We start from the raw sequence: 18,278 nt of genomic DNA, 5'->3' as shown, positions 1-18,278 counted from the left end.
ATGGCTCTTCTCGTCACCTTCCTTGCGGGCGTCTCGATGGCGCTCGGCGCCCTCGTGGTCAAGCTCGACCGCCACCCCGACCTCATCGGCAACCTCTCGGTCGCGCTCGCCCTCGGCTCGATGGGCGCCCTCGTCGCGCTCGACCTCGGTCCCGAGGCGGTCGAGGCCGCCGAGGAGTTCGGCGCCACGCCCGCGATCCTCGCGGTTGCCGCCGGCGCGGCGCTCCTTCTCGCGCTCGACCGCTTCATCCCCGACCACGACGACGAGCACACCCACGAGCTGCACCGCAGCGCCGACGACATCGCCGTCCACATCGGCCTCATGACGGTGCTCGCGCTCGTGATCCACAACATCGTCGAGGGCATGACCATTTACGCGCTGTCCGCGGCCGACCTGCGCCAGGGCGCCATCTACGCGCTCGGCGTCGGCCTGCACAACATCCCGATGGGCATGCTCGTCTACTCCACCCTTCGTCACGAGAAGAGCACGGTCAAGCTCGTCGCCTTCGGCGGGGCCCTGCTCTCCACCGTGCTGGGCGGCCTGGTCATGATGGTGCTCAGCCCCGTCGTGACCGACCAGGTCATGGGGATGCTCACTTGCGTCGCGCTTGGCATGATCCTCTACATCGCCATCGCCGAGCTGCTGCCGCACTCGCTGAAGGTGCGTCCCGCGTGGGTGCCCGTGAGCGGCACCATCGTCGGCGTCGCCGTCGTGTGGCTCGCCACGATGCTCGGCTAGCGCCCTCGCGCCCAGCACCCTCGCTCCCATCGCCGGTCGCGCGGCCGCGACGTGCCGCTGCGCCGCGAGATTGGCTCGCTGCCCCCATTACCTGCCGTGCCAGGCGGCGCGCCCCCTGGCGCGTCGCCTATACTGCGGCTAATGACCGCTATCGCAGAGGGGGCGCCTGCCATGAAGGACGAGAGGGAGACCACCATCAGCTGGAAGACGTGCATGCGCGTCGCGTTGACGATCATCGTGCTGCTCCTTCTCGCGCGCTACTGGGAGGGGGTCGAGGGGTTCGTCGGTGCGCTCTTCGGCGGCCTCGCGGCCATGTTCGTCGGCTTCGTCGTTGCCTACGTCGTCAACATCCCCCTGCGCTTCTTCGAGGGCCTGTTTCCCGGCGAGCATGGCGACGGCACCATGAACCGCACGCTCTCGCTCCTGGTCACGGTCCTGTGCATGATCGTGATTGCGGTCTTCGTCGGCGTGCTCGTCATCCCGCAGCTCGTCAACGCCATCATGACCCTCATCCGCATCGCGCCCGAGGCGACCAAGCAGCTGCTCAACATCCCCTTCGTGCGCAACATCATCCCGCCCGACTTCCTGGCCGGCGAGTCCTCGATCGACTGGGCGCAGATCGGCGACAGCGTCATGAACTGGGCCAAGAGCGGCCTGTTTGGCTCCATCGCCCAGGTGACCTCGCTCTTCGGCGCCATCGGCGCGGTCTTCATGGGCTTCGTCTTCGGCTTCTGGTTCATCTCCGAGAAGGACGGCCTCTCCAGCCGCTGCCACCGCGTCGTCCGCACCTACGTCAGCCCCGCGGCCGACGACTTCATCACCCGCACGGCTCACATCGCCGACGAGTCCTTCAGTGGCTACATCGTCGGCCAGTGCACCGAGGCCCTCATCTTCGGCACGCTCGTCGCGATCATCAGCTTCGTCTGTGGCGTCGAGAACCCGCTCATGCTCGGCGCCCTCGTCGGCGTCATGTCACTCATCCCCATGGTCGGCGCGCTCATCGGCGCCATCCTCGGCGCGTTCATCATCATGGTCAGCTCCTGGCAGCAGGCGATCATCTTCCTCGTGGTCTTCTTCGTCGTCCAGCAGATCGAGGCCAACTTCCTCTACATCCGCGTCGTCGGCAAGAGGGTCGGCCTCACCGGCATGTGGCCCATCGTCGGCCTGACGCTCGGCGGCGCCATCTTCGGCTTCGCCGGCGCCTTCGTGGGCGTTCCGCTCATCTCGTTCCTCAACCGCGTCCTCGAGTCCGACCTGTCGCGCCGTGAGAGCGACCCCGAGGTGACCTCGACCCCGCTAGAGAAGCTCAAGGACACCATCAAGAATTAGCGCCCGCGCACCTCGCGCATCCCGTGCACTCCGCGCACTTCGCGCATCCCGCGCACCGCACGCGCGACGCACGCGCACCGCGCGCCAGTCGCAACCGCGAGACGACGGCGGCCTCGTCCCCACACTCGGGAACGAGGCCGCTCTTCTCGGCGTATTCGTGCTTCTCGCCCTGGTGGGCGAGAAGAGCCTGCCTTAGTGGTGGAAGAGTCGCATGCCGGTGAAGGCCATCGCGATGCCGTACTTGTCGGCGGTCTCGATGACGTTGTCGTCGCGGATGGAGCCGCCGGGCTCGGCGATGTAGCGCACGCCGGACTTGTGGGCGCGCTCGACGTTGTCGCCGAAGGGGAAGAACGCGTCGGAGCCCACGGTCACGCCGTCGAGCTTGGCGATCCAGGCGCGCTTCTCCTCCATCGTGAGCACCTCGGGCTTGGTCGCGAACCACTTCTGCCACTCGCCGTCGGCCAGGACGTCGTCGTGCTCCTCGGAGATGTAGACGTCGATCGCGTTGTCGCGGTTGGCGCGGCGGATGCCCTCGACGAACTGGAGGCCGAGCACCTTGGGGTGCTGGCGCAGCCACCAGGTGTCGGCCTTGTTGCCTGCCAGGCGCGTGCAGTGGACGCGGCTCTGCTGGCCCGCGCCGACGCCGATGGCCTGGCCGTCCTTCACGTAGCAGACCGAGTTGGACTGCGTGTACTTGAGGGTGATGAGGCTCACGATCATGTCGATCTGGGCGTCCTCGGGGACCTCCTTGTTCTTGGTCACCACGTTGGAGATGAGGTCGCGGTCGATCTTGAAGAAGTTGTGCCCCTGCTCGAAGGTCACGCCGAAGACGTCCTTGGTCTCGATGGCGGCGGGCTCGTAGGTGGGGTCGATCTGGACGACGTTGTACTTGCCGCCCTTCTTGGCGCGCAGGATCTCGAGGGCCTCGTCGGTGTAGGCCGGAGCGATCACGCCGTCGGAGACCTCGTGCTTGAGGTAGAGCGCGGTACGCGCGTCGCAGGTGTCGGAGAGCGCGGCCCAGTCGCCGTAGGAGCTCATGCGGTCGGCGCCGCGCGCGCGGATGTAGGCGCAGGCGATGGGGGACAGCTCGCCCTCGTCGTCGACGAAGTAGATGCTCTTCTCGACGTCGGAGAGGGGCTTGCCCACGGCCGCGCCGGCGGGGCTCACGTGCTTGAACGACGCCGCCGCGGGAAGGCCGGTGGCCTCCTTCAGCTCGCGGACGAGCTGCCACGAGTTGAGCGCGTCCAGGAAGTTGATGTAGCCGGGCTTGCCGGAGAGGACCGTGACCGGCAGGTCGGAGCCGTCCTTCATGTAGATGCGCGACGGCTTCTGGTTGGGGTTGCATCCGTACTTGAGCTCGAGCTCACTCATGCGAATCTCCTTGTCGTGTGGTCTTCGGGTTGCGGGTCGCGGGGCGCGGCTAGTCGCCGAGGTGCTTGTTGTAGAGGGTGACCTCGCCGTTCACGTTGGCGTAGAGCGAGACCTTGTTGTCGGCGTCGAGCGCGGCCCAGACCTCGTCGGGCTCGCACATCGCGACCTCGACGGGCTCGCCGGAGAAGGTCGGCAGCGGGTTGCCGTCGCCCTCGTAGGTGCTGATGAAGAAGCCCTGGCCCTCGTCGGCGCCCTCGTAGCAGAAGAACTCGCGCAGGCAGCGGCCGCTGGCCTGGTGCTTGAGGATCGAGAGGTCGAACGAGCCGTCGGGGTGCACGATCGCGGAGATGCGCGGCGTGAAGTTGGGGTCGTCGGGCTCGAACTCGCGCGCCATGCAGCCCGCGAAGAAGTCGTTCGCCTCGACGATCGTGTCGGTCTGGTCGCCGTTGGTGACCACGAGGTCGTCGCCCATGGTGCGCACGGGGTGGTAGATGATCAGGCTCGGGTCCTCGAGCAGCGCCGGGTCGTGCGCCTCGGTGCGGATGCCGTCCTCGCACGCCGTGAACACGCGGTTGCGGCTGTTGGAGCTGCGTCCCATGATCCAGTAGTAGACGCGCCCGCGTCCCACCACGATCCCGCGGCCGGGGTAGGGGTTGCCCCTCAGAAGCTCTGCCAGATCTTGCATCTATCATCCTTTCGCGACGGGCCGGAAGACCGGCGTCCCTACCACGCATGGGATGGGGCCAAAAGGAACCAAAAAAGGGCAGGCCCCTCCCCAAAGAGTGGCATGCCCAGACGGTCGGCAGTATGGTCTCGCGCCGCTCCCCCGTGGTGACCCACGACAATCCGTCAGTGACGGCGCGCTGTGTACGAGATGAAGTGTAGCACGACGCCCGCGCCCGGGCGCCCGCTTCCGCGCTAGGCGTCCATCCCCGGGAAGCCGTTCTGGCGCAGCGCCTCGTACAGCACGATCGACGCGGCGTTGGCGAGGTTGAGCGCGCTGATGCGCCAGTCGTCGGGGTCGACGAAGTTCCCGCAGATGTCGCGCTGCATGAGCGCCGTGTGCTCGAGGGTCGACGCCCCGCCGCCCAGCTCGTCGGCGCGCGCCGCCCACTCCTCGCGGTTGTCGAGCGCGCTTGCGTCGGGCAGCATCGGGATGCGCTCGCAGCGCTCGGCGAGCTCGGCCAGAAGCTCCTCGGGAAGTCCTGCGCTCTCCTTCCCGAACACGAGGTAGTCCTCGTCCGCATAGCTCGCCTGCGCGTAGGTGAGACGAGCCTTCTTCGTGAGCAGGTGCAGCCTCGCGGCCCCGGCCTCGCTCACGCGCCCGGACTCGTCGGCGAGCCCGCAGCGCTCGAGGAAGTCCGCCCAGTCGCGGTAGACGGTCACGTCGAGGCTCTCCCAGTAGGCGAGGCCCGCGCGCTTGAGCTTGTGGTCGTCGATGTCGAAGCCGAGCGGCCCCACCAGGTGCAGGCGCGCGCCGGCCACCACGCAGGTGCGGCCGATGGCTCCGGTGTTGGAGGGGATCTCGGGCTCGAAGAGGACGACGTTGAACACGGTGCTGCCTTTCTGTAGTCTGCGTATCGCACGACAGTATCGCACGACGGACGGAAAGGGAGGACGCGATGGCAGGGCCGAACGTGATGGAGGGAACCATCGCGCCCGAGGACGTGCTTTCCCCCGAGGCGCTGCGCACCCCCGGCGCCGAGCTCTTCTCGGGCACGCACTGGCGCGTCGCGGGCGAGATCGACTCGGGCCTGCCGCCCCTGCTCTGCCTGCACGGCGGCCCCGGCTCGACCTGCGCCTACTTCGAGCTCCTCGATGACCTCGCCGCAGGCGGCCGCGCCGTCGTCACCTACGACCAGATCGGCTGCGGCGGCTCCTTTCTCGACGGCGTCCCCTCGCTCTGGCGCGCCGAGACCTGGCTCGCCGAGCTCGAGGCCGTCGTCTCCCACCTCGGCCTCGACGACTTCCACCTCCTCGGCCAGTCGTGGGGCGGCATGCTCGCGATCACCTACCTCGCCGAGCGCCGCCCGCCCCAGGTTCGCTCCGTGATCCTCTCGTCGACGCTCTCCTCCTCCGCGCTCTGGGGACGCGAGCAGCGCCGCATGGCGCGCCAGCTGCCCGAGGCCGACCAGGCCGCGCTTGCCGCCGCCGAGAAGAGCGCCACCTTCGCCGGAGCCGCCTACCAGCGTGCGATCGACCGCTACATGGACCTCCACTGCGCCGACGTCACGCCTGCCGCTGACGCGCCCGACTGCCTCAGGCGACCCAAGAGAAGCGGCCGCGAGTCCTACGTCTGCGCCTGGGGCCCCGACGAGCTCACGCCCCGCGGCACCCTGCGCGACTGGGACTACACCGACCGCCTGCCCGGCATCGACGTGCCCGCCCTCGTCGTCAGCGGCACCGACGACCTCTGCACGCCGCTCGTGGCCAAGACCATGGCCGACGCCCTGCCGCGCTCGCGCTGGGAGCTCCTCGAGGGCTGCCGCCACCTCTGCTTCGCCGACGACCGCCCGCGCTATCTGGAACTTCTGCGCTCATGGCTCGCCGACGTGGAAACGGGCGCCATCTAGCAGATAATGGGCACGCGAAACGACACGTGCCCGCGACGACTACGCCGGAAGGCCAGGCCCCGCGCCCGCCCCGGTGCGAAAGGAAGACACATGATCAAGGAGCTCGTTAAGGACGAGGCCGTCCTCTCCAAGAAGTGCACCCGTGCCACCGCCGAGGACGAGAAGATCGCCCGGGACCTCATCGACACCATGAAGTCGATCGAGGACTGCGCCTGCCTCGCCGCCAACCAGATCGGCGAGACCGTCGCCATGGGCGCCTACCTCGACGACAACGAGGACGCCCACGTCCTCTACAACCCGCGCATCATGATGGGCCTCGGCGCCCAGAAGCTGACCGAGGGCTGCCTCACGCGCGAGGAGCCGTCCAAGGTCACCCGCTACGCCAAGGTCAAGGTCTCCTTCGACGAGCTGGTCGACGGCGAGCTCAAGCCTCGCAAGCGCGACTTCATGGGCTGGACCGGCCAGATGATTCAGCACATCTGCGACCACTGCCAGGGCAAGCTCGTCTAGGCGTCGCCGCGCCCAAACAACCCACGCAGAGGACCCGTCGGACGTCACTGTCCGGCGGGTCCTTTCATGTCACGCAACCTCATGTACCCCGATGCGCTTGTGTGAACTACTTCTCGCGTTATACAAATACTCGCATACATGAAGGTCAGATACCCTATCGCGCGGGTACTTGAAACCTCCACAGTTACATCTTTGTTGACTTGTCACAAGCAGCCCGTTTTGTAGATGTGGACGGAATGCCTAGCTGGCGTGTAGACGGTGTGAATCACGTGACAGAAAATTCACCATGCGCAAGAATATCCGAGGCCTAACGGCCGTAATCACCGATAGCAAGGCGCTCCATCTGCACGGCGGGGCGCATGTGGTAGGAGGATTAGCGTGTCTTTTGGTATGAACTCTCTTCTCAGGCCGCCCACGAGCTCGTTCACCAAGCGTGACCTGTGGTGCCAGAGCAACGGCGAGCGCCTGTACAGCGTGCTCGTCGAGCCGCGCGACGCCCGTGGCGCCCGTCCCGCGATCGTTTGCGCCCACGCCTTCGGCGGCAGCTTCCGTGACACCCTGGACTTCGCCGAGTCGATGGCTCGTGCCGGCTACGTCGCCACTGCGATCGACTTCCGTGGCGGCTCTTCCCGCTCCCAGAGCGAGGGCGAGGTTGAGAATTCCTCCGTGGCGACCATGACCCGCGACATCGAGAGCGTCGTCGCCGAGGTCCGCTCGCTGCGTTCCGTCGACTCTAACAACGTCTTCGTCATGGGCCAGGGCGAGGGTGCCTCTGCGGCCATGCGCGTGGCCGCCTCCCAGGGTGACGCCATTCGCGGCCTCATCCTGTGCTACCCCACGTTTGGCCTGCACGACCGCATGGTCAAGCAGTTCGGTCACACCGACAACGTCCCGACCACGATCAACCTCTGGCAGATCGCCGGCCGCGACTTCGGCGTCGACGCCGTCGAGTTCGACCCCTTCGAGCACATGGTGGCCTACCAGGGTCCCGCCCTCGTCTTCCATGGCGACGCCGACAAGATGGCCCCCATGCGCTACTCCGAGAAGGCCGTCGACGTGCTGCCCAACGCGCGCCTCGAGGTCTTCCCCGGCGCCTGCCACGGCTTCAACGGCGTCAACGAGCGCCGCGTCGTCGAGGGTGCCCTCGACCTCATCAAGCAGGCCGTCACCAAGGACGCCTACGTCGCGGCCTAGCGCCTCGCGCGAACGTCCCCAAGAGTTCCCCCTTGGCCGGGCACCCCATCGGGCGCCCGGCCTTCTTCATGTCGGCGGCCTTCCGCGCCCGAGGCTCGGCTGCTCGGCTAATGTCACCGCGCGCCTGTGGATTCTGCGTGTTTGGGCATGTCGCCCGATGGCGGCGGGCGTTGCAGAATAATGTTCCCAATCAAAAATTCGGGGTCGGCCCTGCTCGACGCGCGAGCCGACCGTGTGTTGCGTGCGTGCCGGTGGCCTGTGGGCGCCGAGCTTTGCGTGGGGAGATGAGTCGTATGGAGAAAGCCCTGGAGAAGTTCTTCCATCTCGAGGAGCGCGGGACCAACGTCAGGACCGAGCTGATCGCCGGGGCCACGACCTTCGTCACGGCCGCCTACATCCTCGCGGTCAACCCCTCCATCCTCTCCGAGACCGGCATGCCCCAGGGCGCCGTCTTCACCGCGACGGTCCTCATTTCGTTCATCGGCACGCTGCTGATGGCCGCCCTCACCAACTACCCGTTCATCCTCTGCCCCGGCATGGGCATCAACGCCTACTTCACCTACACCGTCTGCCTCTCGATGGGCTACTCCTGGCAGACCGCGCTCACGGCGATCTTCGTCGAGGGCATCATCTTCGTCATCCTCTCGCTCACCAACGTGCGCGAGGCCATCTTCAACGCCATACCCATGAACCTCAAGCTCGCCATCACGTCGGGCGTGGGCCTGTTCATCACGATCATCGGCCTCAAGGGCTCCGGCCTCGTGGTGCCGAGCCCCTCCACGCTCGTGACGATCTTCTCGGTCCACTCCTCCATCGCCAACGGCACCTTCGCCACGGCCGGCATCACGGCGATCCTCGCCCTCGTCGGCATCATCGTGACGGCGATCCTCGTCTGCAGGAACGTTCGCGGCAACATCCTGCTCGGCATCCTCATCACCTGGTCCCTCGGCATCGTCTGCCAGTTCGCCGGCCTCTACGTCCCCAACCCCGACGCGGGCTTCATGAGCCTGCTGCCCGACTTCTCGCACGGCATCGCCATCCCCTCGATCGAGCCGATCGCCTTCAAGCTCGACTTCTCCAACATCGCTAGCGTCGGGTTCCTCTCGGTGGTGCTCGCCTTCCTCTTCACCAACCTCTTCGACACCATCGGCACGCTCATCGGCTCGGCCTCCAAGGCCGACCTGCTGGACGAGAAGGGCAAGCTTCCCAACGTGAGGGGCGCCCTCCTCGCCGAGTCGCTCGCGACGACCTTCGCGGGCCTCATCGGCACCTCGTCGACGGCGACCGCGGTCGAGTGCACCGCCGGCATCGCCCAGGGCGGCCGCACCGGCCTCACGGGCGTGACCTGCGCCATCCTCTTCCTGCTCTCGCTCTTCCTGTCGCCGATCTTCCTGGCGATACCGTCGTTCGCGACCTCTCCCGCCCTCGTCGTCGTCGGCTTCATGATGTTCGGTGCCGTCACCAAGATCGAGTGGGGCACCCCGACCGAGGCGATCCCCGCCTTCATCGCGATCGTCGCCATGCCGTTCATGTACTCGATCGCCGAGGGCATCTCGCTCGGCATCATCTCCTACGTGGCGATCAACGCCACGACCGGCGCCGACAACCGCAAGAAGATCTCGGCCGTCATGTGGGTGCTGTTCGCGCTCTTCTGCGTGAAGTACTTCTTCATCTAGCCGCGCGCCCCGCACGCGCTCGTCCCCACGCCCGCCCGTCGCCTGCCGCGGCGCATGGCGGGGCGGGCGCCTGCGTTGCTATCATGGGGGAGGCTCTTCTCGGCGGCATCGCGCGCGCGTGGCACGCGCATGGCGCAGGGCGAGAAGAGCGTACGTTTCCAACGGAAGGCTGGTTCGTGGAGCTCGCGGCACAACTTCTCACCGTGCTCGGCATCGCCCTGATGACCTACAACGTCATCAGGGTCGGCCTCTACGTGCGCCTGCAGAACGACCTGCTGGTGGGCGCCAGCTCGGCGTGGCTCGCGCGGGTCGTGTTCGGCTCGATCGTCGTGTTCGACGTCGCGTACGTCGTGATCCTCCTGCAGAACCTGGGCCGCCTCAGCGTGGGGCTCATCCTCGCGTCCGGCGCGGCCTTCGTGACCGTGGTCATCTACTGGCTGATCTCGCTCGACGCGTCGATGCGCCAGGACACGACGCGCCTGGTCGAGACCCTCGTGGCCGTCATCGAGGCGCGCGACCCGAGCCTGCGCGGCCACAGCCGCCAGGTGCGCGACGTCTCGCTCATGATCTACGACGTGCTGCCGCGCCCGCAGCGCCGCAAGGTGAACCGCGAGCAGCTGGGCTATGCGGCGCTTTTGCACGACTTGGGCAAGATCGGCATCCCCGAGGCGATCCTCAACAAGCCCGGGCCGCTCACGAGCGAGGAGCGTGCGATCGTCAAGGCGCACCCGCAGATCGGCGTCGACATCGTGCGACCCATCGGCCTGCTCGACGACGCGACCGACTGGATCCTCTACCACCACGAGTACGTCGACGGCACCGGTTACTTCGGCATCGCCGGCGACGCCATCCCCCTCGGCGCACGCATCATCTCGGTGGCCGACGTGTTCTCGGCGCTGTACATGAACCGCCCCTACGCCGGCAGCATCGGCTACGACGAGTGCGTCCGCACCATGCGCGACGAGGCCGGCACGCACCTCGACCCCCAGATCGTCGAGGCGTTCTGCTCGATCCCGCGCGAGGACGTCCTGGCGACCGCGCCCGACGCCACGCCCGCCGCCGCGCCTGCCGCCGCATCCGCCCCCGCATCCGCCCCGCAAGCCGACTAGGAGCAAGCAGATGAGAAGAGCAGACCGCGAGCTGACCGACGTTGCCGACATCAAGCGGATCGTGGCCGAGGCCAAGGTGCTCCACCTGGGACTCGTCGACGACGGTCGCCCCTACGTGGTGCCCCTGCACTACGGCTTCGACCTCACCGACGACGCGCTGACCTTCTACATGCACGGCGCCCGCGAGGGCCGCAAGCTCGACGTGATCCGCGCGAACCCCACGGCCTTCGTCGAGCTGGACTGCGACGTCGAGCAGGTGAGCGGGGGCGACGTGCCCTGCCGCTATGGCTCGCTCTATGCGAGCGTGATGGGGGAGGGCGAGGCCTGCGTCCTCGAGGACGCAGACGAGAAGGTCCGCGGCATCGAGCTTTTGATGCAGAACCAGACCGGGCGCGACTTTGCGGTGACGCCCCAGATGGCCGCGGCCGTCTCGGTGATCCGCGTGCGCGTGCCCATGGGCGCCGTCACGGCGAAGAGCAGGGCGAAGCGCTAGGTCCCGCGCCAGGCGACGCTCCCTCGCTAGAGGTCGATCCAGTAGCGGCGCTCCAGGCCGCCGTCCTCTGAGGGCACCTTGTTCTCGAGCACGCCGCCATTCTTCTCGATGGTGCGCGCGGAGGCGACGTTCGTGTCGTCACAGGTCATGAGCACGCGCGTGATGCCGAGTCTCCTGCACTCGTCGAGGGCGAGCGCGACGAGGCGCGTGCCGAGGCCGCGCCCGCGCTCGCTGGGACGGATCCCGTCGCCGATGTGGCCTCCGTGGGCGAGGAGGACGTCGTTGAGCTCGTGGCGTATGTCGGCGGCGCCGAGCAGCCGGCCGCGCTCGTCGTCAAGCAGGAAGAAGACGGAGTTGGCCACGAGGCCCTCGGGCACGGGGTCGGGCTCGAGGCTGGCGACGTAGGCGTCGAAGTCGCTCGGGTCGGCCCTGAAGATGGCGGAGGGGGAGCCGTTGGTGTGCCTCGTCTCGATGTCCAGGCTCCACTCGTCGAGCATGCTGCGCAGCTCGTCCTCGTACGCGCGTGTCAGCTTGATAAGCCTGAGGCCCACGGCTCTCTCCCTCGTCGCGTGGCAGGTCCCGCGGCCTGCACCCGGTTCGTTGGGACGATTGTAGGAGGGCGGCTGGATGGGCAGGGGCGCGGCGCGCGGTCGTTTCGACGCCCGTAACACGGCTCCCTCGTGGCGGGCGTGGTACCGTTCAAGTTGAGAATTCGGCCGATTAGCTGCTGTGGTTCAAATTAACGTTGGCTTCGTCACATAAATTGAACATTAGAGTGCTAACGTGACACGAAATTGAACTTCAAATGAAGCTCAGTGAACCTAAATTGAACTTTTGGAGCTAGATGGTGGAAGAGACGTTTGCGGCCCGGCTCGAGGCCGCCATGGAGCAGGGCGGGCTCAAGCAGGTCGACCTCGTGCGCGGCGCGCAGGCCCGCGGGCGCAAGCTCGGCAAGAGCCAAGTCAGCCAGTACCTCAGTGGCAAGACCGTGCCGCGACCCTCGATCATGGCTCTTCTCGCCGAGCTGCTGGGCGTCGACGCTAAGTGGCTGGCAGGAGGGTCGCCTCCCGGCGTGGAGGGCGACGAGGGCAAGCGGCCCGTCGAGACCATCACCGAGGCACCATCTGCGAGGCAGACCAGCACGTCAACCGAGACGAAAGGCATCAAGATGCGCAAGTTCACGAAGTCACACAAGCTCGAGAACGTCCTGTACGACGTGCGCGGTCCCGTGGTCGAGGAGGCCAACCGCATGGAGGAGAGCGGCACGCACGTGCTGAAGCTCAACATCGGCAACCCCGCGCCGTTCGGCTTCCGCACGCCCGACGAGGTCATCTATGACATGCGGCGCCAGCTCACGGACAGCGAGGGCTACTCGGCCTCGCGCGGGCTCTTCTCGGCACGCAAGGCGATCATGCAGTACGACCAGATCAAGGGCATCCCCAACGTCGAGATGAACGACATCTACACCGGCAACGGCGTCTCGGAGCTCATCCAGCTGTCGCTGAACGCGCTGCTCGACAACGACGACGAGGTGCTGATCCCGAGCCCCGACTACCCGCTGTGGACCGCGTGCACCACGCTCGCCGGCGGCCATCCCGTCCACTACGTCTGCGACGAGCAGGCGCACTGGTACCCCGACATGGACGACATCCGCGCCAAGGTCACCCCGCGCACCAAGGCCATCGTCATCATCAACCCCAACAACCCCACGGGCTCGCTCTACCCGCAGGAGGTGCTGCAGGAGATCGTCGACATCGCCCGCGAGCACCAGCTCATCATCTTCTCCGACGAGATCTACGACCGCCTGGTGATGGACGGCAAGAAGCACGTCTCGATCGCGAGCCTCGCGCCCGACCTGTTCTGCGTGACGTTCAACGGCCTGTCCAAGAGCCACATGATCGCCGGCTTCCGCATCGGCTGGATGTCCATCTCGGGCAACAAGGAGCTGGGTCGCGACTACATCGAGGGCATCAACATGCTCTCCAACATGCGCCTATGCTCCAACGTGCCCGCGCAGTCCATCGTGCAGACCGCGCTCGGCGGGCACCAGTCGGTCGAGAGCTACATCGTGCCGGGCGGCCGCGTGTACGACCAGCGCGAGTACGTCTACGAGCGACTCTGCAACATGCCGGGCGTCACGGTTGAGAAGCCCGACGCCGCGTTCTACATCTTCCCCAAGCTCGACGTCGAGCGCTTCAACATCACCGACGACGTGCAGTTCGCCGTCGACCTTCTCAAGCAGCAGAAGGTGCTGGTCGTCCAGGGCACGGGCTTCAACTGGAAGGACCCCGACCACTTCCGCATCGTCTACCTGCCGCGCATGCAGGTGCTCGAGGACGCCATGGACAAGCTCGAGCGCTTCCTGGAGACCTACCACCAGGGCTAGTCGGGCCGCGCACGCGTCTGCGGCTGGGTGTCCGTCTGCGAGCTCAGCGCAAAACACCGTCGAGGGCGTGAGTGCGAAGGCCTTCAGCGCAAAAGGGCCTCGAGGGCGCGAATATTATGTAAAGTACAGCGCAAAACCGCCTCGAGGGCGCGATTTTTCGGGGCCTTGCAGCGCAAAACCATGTTGAGGGCGCGACCGTCAGCGCAGAATGGCCTCGAGGGCGCGACTGACCTCACGCCCTCGAGGCGGTTTTGAGCTGCAGCTCACGCCCTCAACATGGTTTTGCGCTGACCCCTCTCGCCCTCGAGGCTACTTTGCGCTCAGATTCACGCCCTCGAGGACATTCTGCGCTTACGGGTTCCCGCGGCTGGCGAGGGGAGTCCTTTGTTCGCGCGAGACGGTGACGTATCATCGACAGGGTCGCTACCTGCGGATGCAACCGCAGGGCGCGCGCAAGTTGCCATAAATGCAGCCGCAGGTTGGTGGAGACGCGGGCCTCGCAACCGCACCATGGATGCTGCAGTTGTTGATGCCAGCGAGAAAGAAGGTCGAGATGAGCTTTCGCGACAACCTCCAGCACCTACGCGCCACGCGCAACATGACCCAAGAGCAGCTTGCCATGATGGTCGGCGTCTCGCGCCAGTCCGTCACCAAGTGGGAGGCCGAGCGCGCCTACCCCGAGATGGACAAGCTCCTCAAGATATGCCAGATATTCGACTGCACGCTCGACGAGCTCGTGCAGGGCGACCTCACCGACCGCGAGGCCGAGCCGGAGAAGAGCGTGCCCGCCGACGCCGGCGCCCGCGACACCATCGGCTACGTCGACCGGTTCAAGACACGCGCCCGTCGCCTGGCAGTCGGCGTCATGTGCTTCATCATCGGAGTCGGCCTTGGCCTCATGGCCTCCGGCCTTGTGAGCGGCTCCATGGCCGACGGCTCCCTCATTGCCGTGTTCATCCTGCTCTTCGTCATCGCGGGCCTGGCGATCGTGATCCCCGAGGCCAACCGCCACGTCCTTTTCATGAAGGAGCACCCCTTCGTGATCGACTTCTTCAGCGCCGAGGAGCGCGCCGAGCAGAGCGCGTCGAGCTCGCGCGGCCTCGTCGTCGGCATCGGCCTCATCATCTGCGGCGTCATCCTGGTGCTGGTCTTCGGCGGCAGCGCCACGACCGACGCCGCGGGGTCGGTCCTCTGCGGGACCATGATGGTCCTGATCGCCGTGGGCGTGGCGTTCATCGTCCACGCAGGCGTCCTTCTGGACATGCTCGACGTCGAGAAGTACAACTACGACGCCATCTGCGAGCTCTCCGACTCCGAGGCCGACGCCCTCCTCGACACCTTCGACGCCGAGAAGCGCGAGCACTACCTGCGCAACCGCCGCGTCAACAGCATGGTCGGCACCGCCTGCGGCATCATCATGCTCGTCGCCACCGTCGTCGGCCTGCTCCTGCTCTTCGTCGCCCGCGCCGAGATGTTCTGGGTCCCCTGGCCCATCGGCGGCGTCTGCTGCGGCATCGCCGGCATCGTGGGCGGCTTCTTCAAGAACCGCAAGTAGCCGACGCCCCGCCGCTCGACGCCCCTCCCATGCGGCGCCCCGCCGCCCGAGCCCGACCGGCCCGGGAGACGGGGCGCCCTCTCGTTGCGAGGTCTTCGCCCAAGGCGCGTCTACAGTGCGTACCAGGCGATACCCTCGTCCGACCAACCCAGCGACACGAGGTGCTCGTGCTCCGCCGCGCTCGTCGTGTAGTTGTGGGTGCCGACGGTGGCGTTGGGGTTGTACTCGCGGTAGAGCGGCGTGGCCTGCGCGTCGTCGCTGTACCAGCCGATGCCCTCGTAGGACCAGCCCGCCGCCATGAGGCTGTCACGCTCGACCGAGCTCGTCGTGTAGTGGTGGTCGCCGGCATACGGGTTGTAGAGGCGATACACCGGCGTGCCGCTCGACGCGGGCGCGATCCAGCCGACGCCCTCGTACTGCCACCCGACGCTCACGAGCTGGTTTCGCTCGTAGGAGCTGGCGGTGTAGAAGTGCTCGCCGCTGTAGGGGTTGTACAGTCGGTACATGGCACCCTCCTGCTCCTGCTCGGTGCCGTCCTGTCCGCTCTGGCTGGGCGGCATGCCCTGTCCCGGCTGCGTGCCCTGGCCCGGCTGCCCGGGCTGCGTGCCCTGGCCCGGCTGCGTGCCCTGCGAGGCGCCCGAGCCCGTGGTGGCGCTCGTGCTGGTCGACCCGCTGGCAAGCGTCAGCGTATCGTTGCCCGACAGTCCGTCGGTCGAGAAGAGCGCATACGATCCGCTCGAGGCCGCGGTGGTGGTGAAGAGCGTCGTCGAGCCCGAGGACACGGTCGTCTTCTGTCCCGCCGAGACGATGCCGCTCGCCTGCGTGGTCAGCTCGTCTACGCTGGTCTCACCTTCGCCGGAGTCGTCCATGGGCCTCATGCCGCCCTGGCCGGGCCCTCCGCCCATGCCGCCGGGCCCGCCGCCCATGCCACCTTGCGCGCCGAAGAGCGCGTAGGTGCCGCTCGAGGGCGTGATGCACATGTCGGATCCCACCGCGAAGATCGTGCCGCCGGTGATCGAGAAGGTCCCGCGCACCTCGCCCTCGGCGCCCTCGCCGATGTCGAGGGCACCGTTGCCCGAGCCGGTGCAATAGACCTCGGTCGTGCCGCCCGAGATCGCAAGGTCGCCGTTGGAGTCGATTCCGTCGCCGCCTGCAACGATCCTCCAGCTGCCGCCGGAGACGTTGATCGCGTACTGCCAGCCGTACGTGGCGAGGTCGGCGTTGGCCGCGTTGACGCCGTCGTCGGCCGTCGTGATGTCACCGGTGCCGGAGAGGAGGTTCACCGTCGCGCCCTCCAGGCCCTCCTGGGCGCCCGCGACGTTGATGGTCGGCCCCGCCGTGCCCGCGGCGCCGATGGTCAGCGTGTTGTCCGCGTGCATCGCGTCGTCCGTGACGTCGATGTCGAACGTGCCCGAGAGGACCGTCAGGTCGCCCTCGCAGTTGATGGCGTCGCAGCCCTCGGTCTCGCCGTCCACGACCTCCGAGTAGCTCGAGCTCAGGCTCAGCGAGCCGGTGCCCGAGATGGTCAGGTCGCCGCCCTCGGTCGTGCCGTCGGACGCGTAGGCCACCTCGCCCGCGTCGTCGGTGGCGGCGTTCGCCTTGATGACCGCCTTGTCACCCGAGGTCGAGAGCGCGTTGGTCCCCTCGACCACGATGGCGCCCGACGACCCCGCCTTGAACTTGATCGCCTTGTCGTTCGCCTTCGAGAGCGTGAGGTCGCTCAGCACGATGGTCACGCCGCTCACGCCCTTCTTGACCTCGATCGAGCCGTCCGCGCAGGAGCCGCTGACAACGTAGGTTCCTGCCTGGGTGATGGTGAGCGTCGTGCCCTCGATCTTGTAGCCCTCGCCGGCGCTCGTCTCGGCGATGCCGGAATCCGAGAACGTCAGCCGCGCGCTGACGTCGGCCTGGCTCGAAAGCGTCCCGACGGACTCGGCCGCGGTCGACGCCTCTGTGCCGTCGGTGTTCGCGAGCGCCGTAAGGGGCGCCCCTCCAAGGGCCAGCGCCAGCGAGAGTCCCGCGGCGATGGCGGCGTGCGTCGTCTTCCTCATGGTGGTCACCTCTCTGATGTCGCCCATCATTGGATGACCCGATACTACGCAGGAAAACGCCAGTATGGCGCGGCATCGCGCCGCTTCTACAACCCTCGCTCAATGCTGATGGAAAGCCAAAGTTGGCTGAGCGAAGCCTGAACCTCGCCCCGCCTGGGCACCCGACCGGGCACCCGCCCTGGCGGGCGCGCCAGTGCCTGAGCTACCTGCGCGTGAACAGCGGCAGTCGCTCGACCCTGCGCTCGCCGAGCGGCCTCTCGCGCGCGGCCAGCCCCCGCTCGTTCGCCGACTCGCTCATGAACGCCGGCATCACGTCCGCGCCGGTCGCCTCGGCCTCGCGCGCCGCGCGGGCGATGTCGAGAAGAGCGTCCGCCACGGCGTCGTCGGCCGAGGCGCCAATGTGCCAGCGCGCCGCGGCCGCGACCTCCTCGGTGGCGTTCGCGACGGCCACGGAGTTGGGGAAGGCGCGCATGATGTCGAGGTCGTTCTCGGCGTCGCCGAACACGGCCACCTCGTCGCGGGAGAGCCCCAGGGCCTCGCAGAGGATGTCGGCGCCCACGTCCTTGCCCCACGCGGCCGGCGCGATGTCGAGCAGCGGCACGCTGTCTCCGGGCGAGACGAACGTGATCTTCTCGGACAGCGCCTCCATGCGGGCGCGCACCTCGGCCATGCGCTCGACGTTCTTGAGCACGTGGACGTTCGCCTTGATGATCGGCGCGTCGGGAAGGTCCGGCCGGCACTCCACGGTCACGCCGTCGGTCGTGTGGATCTTGGCCTCTACGGAGGGGTCGTCGCACACGATGACGCGGTGCGAGCGGGGCGCCTCGGCGCCAAGCACGACGTTGAGCACGTAGCCAGGCTCTTCTCGCAGAAGGTCGGCCACGAGGGCCAGGGCGTCGTGGTCCAGGTACTCGGCGTGGGCGAGCTCGCCGTCGACGAGCACGATCTGGCCGTTGGAGAGCGCCGCGGTCCTGCAGCAGGACTCGCGACCGTCGAAGGCGTCAAGCAGCCCGTCCATGATGCGTCCCGTCACGGCGGCCACGTGCACGCCGGCCGCCTGCGCCTCCTCGATCGCGGCAAGCGCGTGGTCGGTCGCGCGGCTCAGGCCAAAGTGGATGAGGGTCTCGTCGAGGTCCGTGAGTGCGAGCTTGATCATCTTGGGGCCTTCCGTTCGTGCGTCTCGCGTGTCGTCTGCCGTCTATTATGCGCCTGCCCTGCGCAGCTCGCCCGTGCGGGTTACTATAGTAAACAGTGCATTTTCGATGCGCGTGCCGCGACGCCGGATGATTCATT

Annotated in this window: 16 protein-coding genes and 1 riboswitch; of the genes, 10 read left to right on the top strand and 6 right to left on the bottom strand. The window is 67.3% G+C overall.

What is annotated here, in order from left to right; translation table 11 throughout:
• Both M5D76_RS00615 and M5D76_RS00610 read left to right on the top strand, forming a co-directional pair.
• On the top strand, positions 1-738 hold the full coding sequence (locus tag M5D76_RS00615) for a ZIP family metal transporter (RefSeq protein ID WP_248921477.1): 738 nt from the start codon (positions 1-3) through the stop codon (positions 736-738).
• A 171-nt stretch (positions 739-909) separates the two neighbouring features.
• Positions 910-2,067: an AI-2E family transporter gene (locus M5D76_RS00610; protein ID WP_248921476.1), complete on the top strand. Its 1,158-nt coding sequence runs from the start codon at positions 910-912 to the stop codon at positions 2,065-2,067.
• Positions 2,068-2,259: 192 nt separating this feature from the next.
• Here the strand turns inward: M5D76_RS00610 and M5D76_RS00605 are convergent, their stop codons facing one another.
• The 3 genes from M5D76_RS00605 to M5D76_RS00595 all read right to left on the bottom strand — a co-directional run bounded on the left by M5D76_RS00605 (position 2,260) and on the right by M5D76_RS00595 (position 4,992).
• Positions 2,260-3,438, bottom strand: a complete 1,179-nt coding sequence (locus tag M5D76_RS00605; RefSeq protein ID WP_248921475.1) for a phosphoribosylaminoimidazolecarboxamide formyltransferase — start codon at positions 3,436-3,438, stop codon at positions 2,260-2,262.
• Between the two features lie 49 nt (positions 3,439-3,487).
• Positions 3,488-4,123 (bottom strand): IMP cyclohydrolase, encoded by a 636-nt coding sequence (locus M5D76_RS00600; protein WP_248921474.1) that lies wholly within the window; start codon positions 4,121-4,123, stop codon positions 3,488-3,490.
• 97 nt (positions 4,124-4,220) lie between these two features.
• Positions 4,221-4,305, bottom strand: a riboswitch (ZMP/ZTP riboswitch).
• A 51-nt stretch (positions 4,306-4,356) separates the two neighbouring features.
• Entirely contained in the window at positions 4,357-4,992 is a 636-nt protein-coding gene (locus tag M5D76_RS00595) for a tRNA (cytidine(34)-2'-O)-methyltransferase (RefSeq protein WP_248921473.1), read from the bottom strand.
• A 68-nt stretch (positions 4,993-5,060) separates the two neighbouring features.
• On the opposite strand from M5D76_RS00595, the gene M5D76_RS00590 reads away from it, so the two are divergent.
• The 6 genes from M5D76_RS00590 to M5D76_RS00565 all read left to right on the top strand — a co-directional run bounded on the left by M5D76_RS00590 (position 5,061) and on the right by M5D76_RS00565 (position 10,993).
• A complete protein-coding gene (locus M5D76_RS00590) occupies positions 5,061-6,011 on the top strand; it encodes a proline iminopeptidase-family hydrolase (protein WP_248921472.1) in 951 nt (316 codons plus the stop codon).
• A gap of 90 nt (positions 6,012-6,101) precedes the next feature.
• Positions 6,102-6,521 (top strand): peptide deformylase, encoded by a 420-nt coding sequence (locus M5D76_RS00585; protein ID WP_248921471.1) that lies wholly within the window; start codon positions 6,102-6,104, stop codon positions 6,519-6,521.
• Positions 6,522-6,899: 378 nt separating this feature from the next.
• Positions 6,900-7,715, top strand: coding sequence for an alpha/beta hydrolase family protein (locus M5D76_RS00580; protein ID WP_248921470.1), 816 nt, complete (start codon positions 6,900-6,902; stop codon positions 7,713-7,715).
• A gap of 293 nt (positions 7,716-8,008) precedes the next feature.
• Positions 8,009-9,391, top strand: coding sequence for an NCS2 family permease (locus tag M5D76_RS00575; protein ID WP_248921469.1), 1,383 nt, complete (start codon positions 8,009-8,011; stop codon positions 9,389-9,391).
• A 176-nt stretch (positions 9,392-9,567) separates the two neighbouring features.
• Positions 9,568-10,500 carry an HD-GYP domain-containing protein gene (locus tag M5D76_RS00570; protein WP_248921468.1) on the top strand — a complete coding sequence of 311 codons (933 nt, stop codon included), beginning with the start codon at positions 9,568-9,570 and terminating at the stop codon, positions 10,498-10,500.
• A 10-nt stretch (positions 10,501-10,510) separates the two neighbouring features.
• Entirely contained in the window at positions 10,511-10,993 is a 483-nt protein-coding gene (locus M5D76_RS00565; RefSeq protein WP_248921467.1) for a pyridoxamine 5'-phosphate oxidase family protein, read from the top strand.
• Positions 10,994-11,019: 26 nt separating this feature from the next.
• On the opposite strand, the gene M5D76_RS00560 is transcribed toward M5D76_RS00565, so the two are convergent.
• On the bottom strand, positions 11,020-11,544 hold the full coding sequence (locus M5D76_RS00560) for a GNAT family N-acetyltransferase (protein WP_248921466.1): 525 nt from the start codon (positions 11,542-11,544) through the stop codon (positions 11,020-11,022).
• A gap of 293 nt (positions 11,545-11,837) precedes the next feature.
• Between M5D76_RS00560 and M5D76_RS00555 the strand changes: the two genes are divergently transcribed.
• The gene (locus M5D76_RS00555) at positions 11,838-13,379 is read left to right on the top strand and encodes an aminotransferase class I/II-fold pyridoxal phosphate-dependent enzyme (protein ID WP_283101999.1); all 1,542 of its coding nucleotides are present in this window, start codon (positions 11,838-11,840) and stop codon (positions 13,377-13,379) included.
• A 553-nt stretch (positions 13,380-13,932) separates the two neighbouring features.
• Positions 13,933-14,934, top strand: coding sequence for a helix-turn-helix transcriptional regulator (locus tag M5D76_RS00550; protein WP_248921465.1), 1,002 nt, complete (start codon positions 13,933-13,935; stop codon positions 14,932-14,934).
• 110 nt (positions 14,935-15,044) lie between these two features.
• On the opposite strand, the gene M5D76_RS00545 is transcribed toward M5D76_RS00550, so the two are convergent.
• Both M5D76_RS00545 and M5D76_RS00540 read right to left on the bottom strand, forming a co-directional pair.
• On the bottom strand, positions 15,045-16,985 hold the full coding sequence (locus tag M5D76_RS00545; RefSeq protein ID WP_248921464.1) for a carbohydrate-binding domain-containing protein: 1,941 nt from the start codon (positions 16,983-16,985) through the stop codon (positions 15,045-15,047).
• Positions 16,986-17,187: 202 nt separating this feature from the next.
• Positions 17,188-18,141, bottom strand: a complete 954-nt coding sequence (locus M5D76_RS00540) for an HAD family hydrolase (protein ID WP_248921463.1) — start codon at positions 18,139-18,141, stop codon at positions 17,188-17,190.
• Positions 18,142-18,278: the final 137 nt, after the last annotated feature.

The organism is Olsenella intestinalis, assembly GCF_023276655.1.
Lineage (GTDB): Bacteria > Actinomycetota > Coriobacteriia > Coriobacteriales > Atopobiaceae > Olsenella_J > Olsenella_J intestinalis.
Note: the sequence above shows the minus strand (reverse complement) of the source record. Positions and strands in the feature narration are given on the sequence as shown.

Bases quoted from the DNA above. Each gene is read 5' to 3' on its own strand.
- M5D76_RS00615 (WP_248921477.1), top strand. From the start codon at position 1: ATGGCTCTTCTCGTCACCTTCCTTGCGGGCGTCTCGATGGCGCTCGGC.
- M5D76_RS00610 (WP_248921476.1), top strand. From the start codon at position 910: ATGAAGGACGAGAGGGAGACCACCATCAGCTGGAAGACGTGCATGCGC.
- M5D76_RS00605 (WP_248921475.1), bottom strand. From the start codon at position 3,438: ATGAGTGAGCTCGAGCTCAAGTACGGATGCAACCCCAACCAGAAGCCG.
- M5D76_RS00600 (WP_248921474.1), bottom strand. From the start codon at position 4,123: ATGCAAGATCTGGCAGAGCTTCTGAGGGGCAACCCCTACCCCGGCCGC.
- M5D76_RS00590 (WP_248921472.1), top strand. From the start codon at position 5,061: ATGGCAGGGCCGAACGTGATGGAGGGAACCATCGCGCCCGAGGACGTG.
- M5D76_RS00585 (WP_248921471.1), top strand. From the start codon at position 6,102: ATGATCAAGGAGCTCGTTAAGGACGAGGCCGTCCTCTCCAAGAAGTGC.
- M5D76_RS00575 (WP_248921469.1), top strand. From the start codon at position 8,009: ATGGAGAAAGCCCTGGAGAAGTTCTTCCATCTCGAGGAGCGCGGGACC.
- M5D76_RS00565 (WP_248921467.1), top strand. From the start codon at position 10,511: ATGAGAAGAGCAGACCGCGAGCTGACCGACGTTGCCGACATCAAGCGG.
- M5D76_RS00555 (WP_283101999.1), top strand. From the start codon at position 11,838: ATGGTGGAAGAGACGTTTGCGGCCCGGCTCGAGGCCGCCATGGAGCAG.
- M5D76_RS00550 (WP_248921465.1), top strand. From the start codon at position 13,933: ATGAGCTTTCGCGACAACCTCCAGCACCTACGCGCCACGCGCAACATG.
- M5D76_RS00545 (WP_248921464.1), bottom strand. From the start codon at position 16,985: ATGAGGAAGACGACGCACGCCGCCATCGCCGCGGGACTCTCGCTGGCG.
- M5D76_RS00540 (WP_248921463.1), bottom strand. From the start codon at position 18,141: ATGATCAAGCTCGCACTCACGGACCTCGACGAGACCCTCATCCACTTT.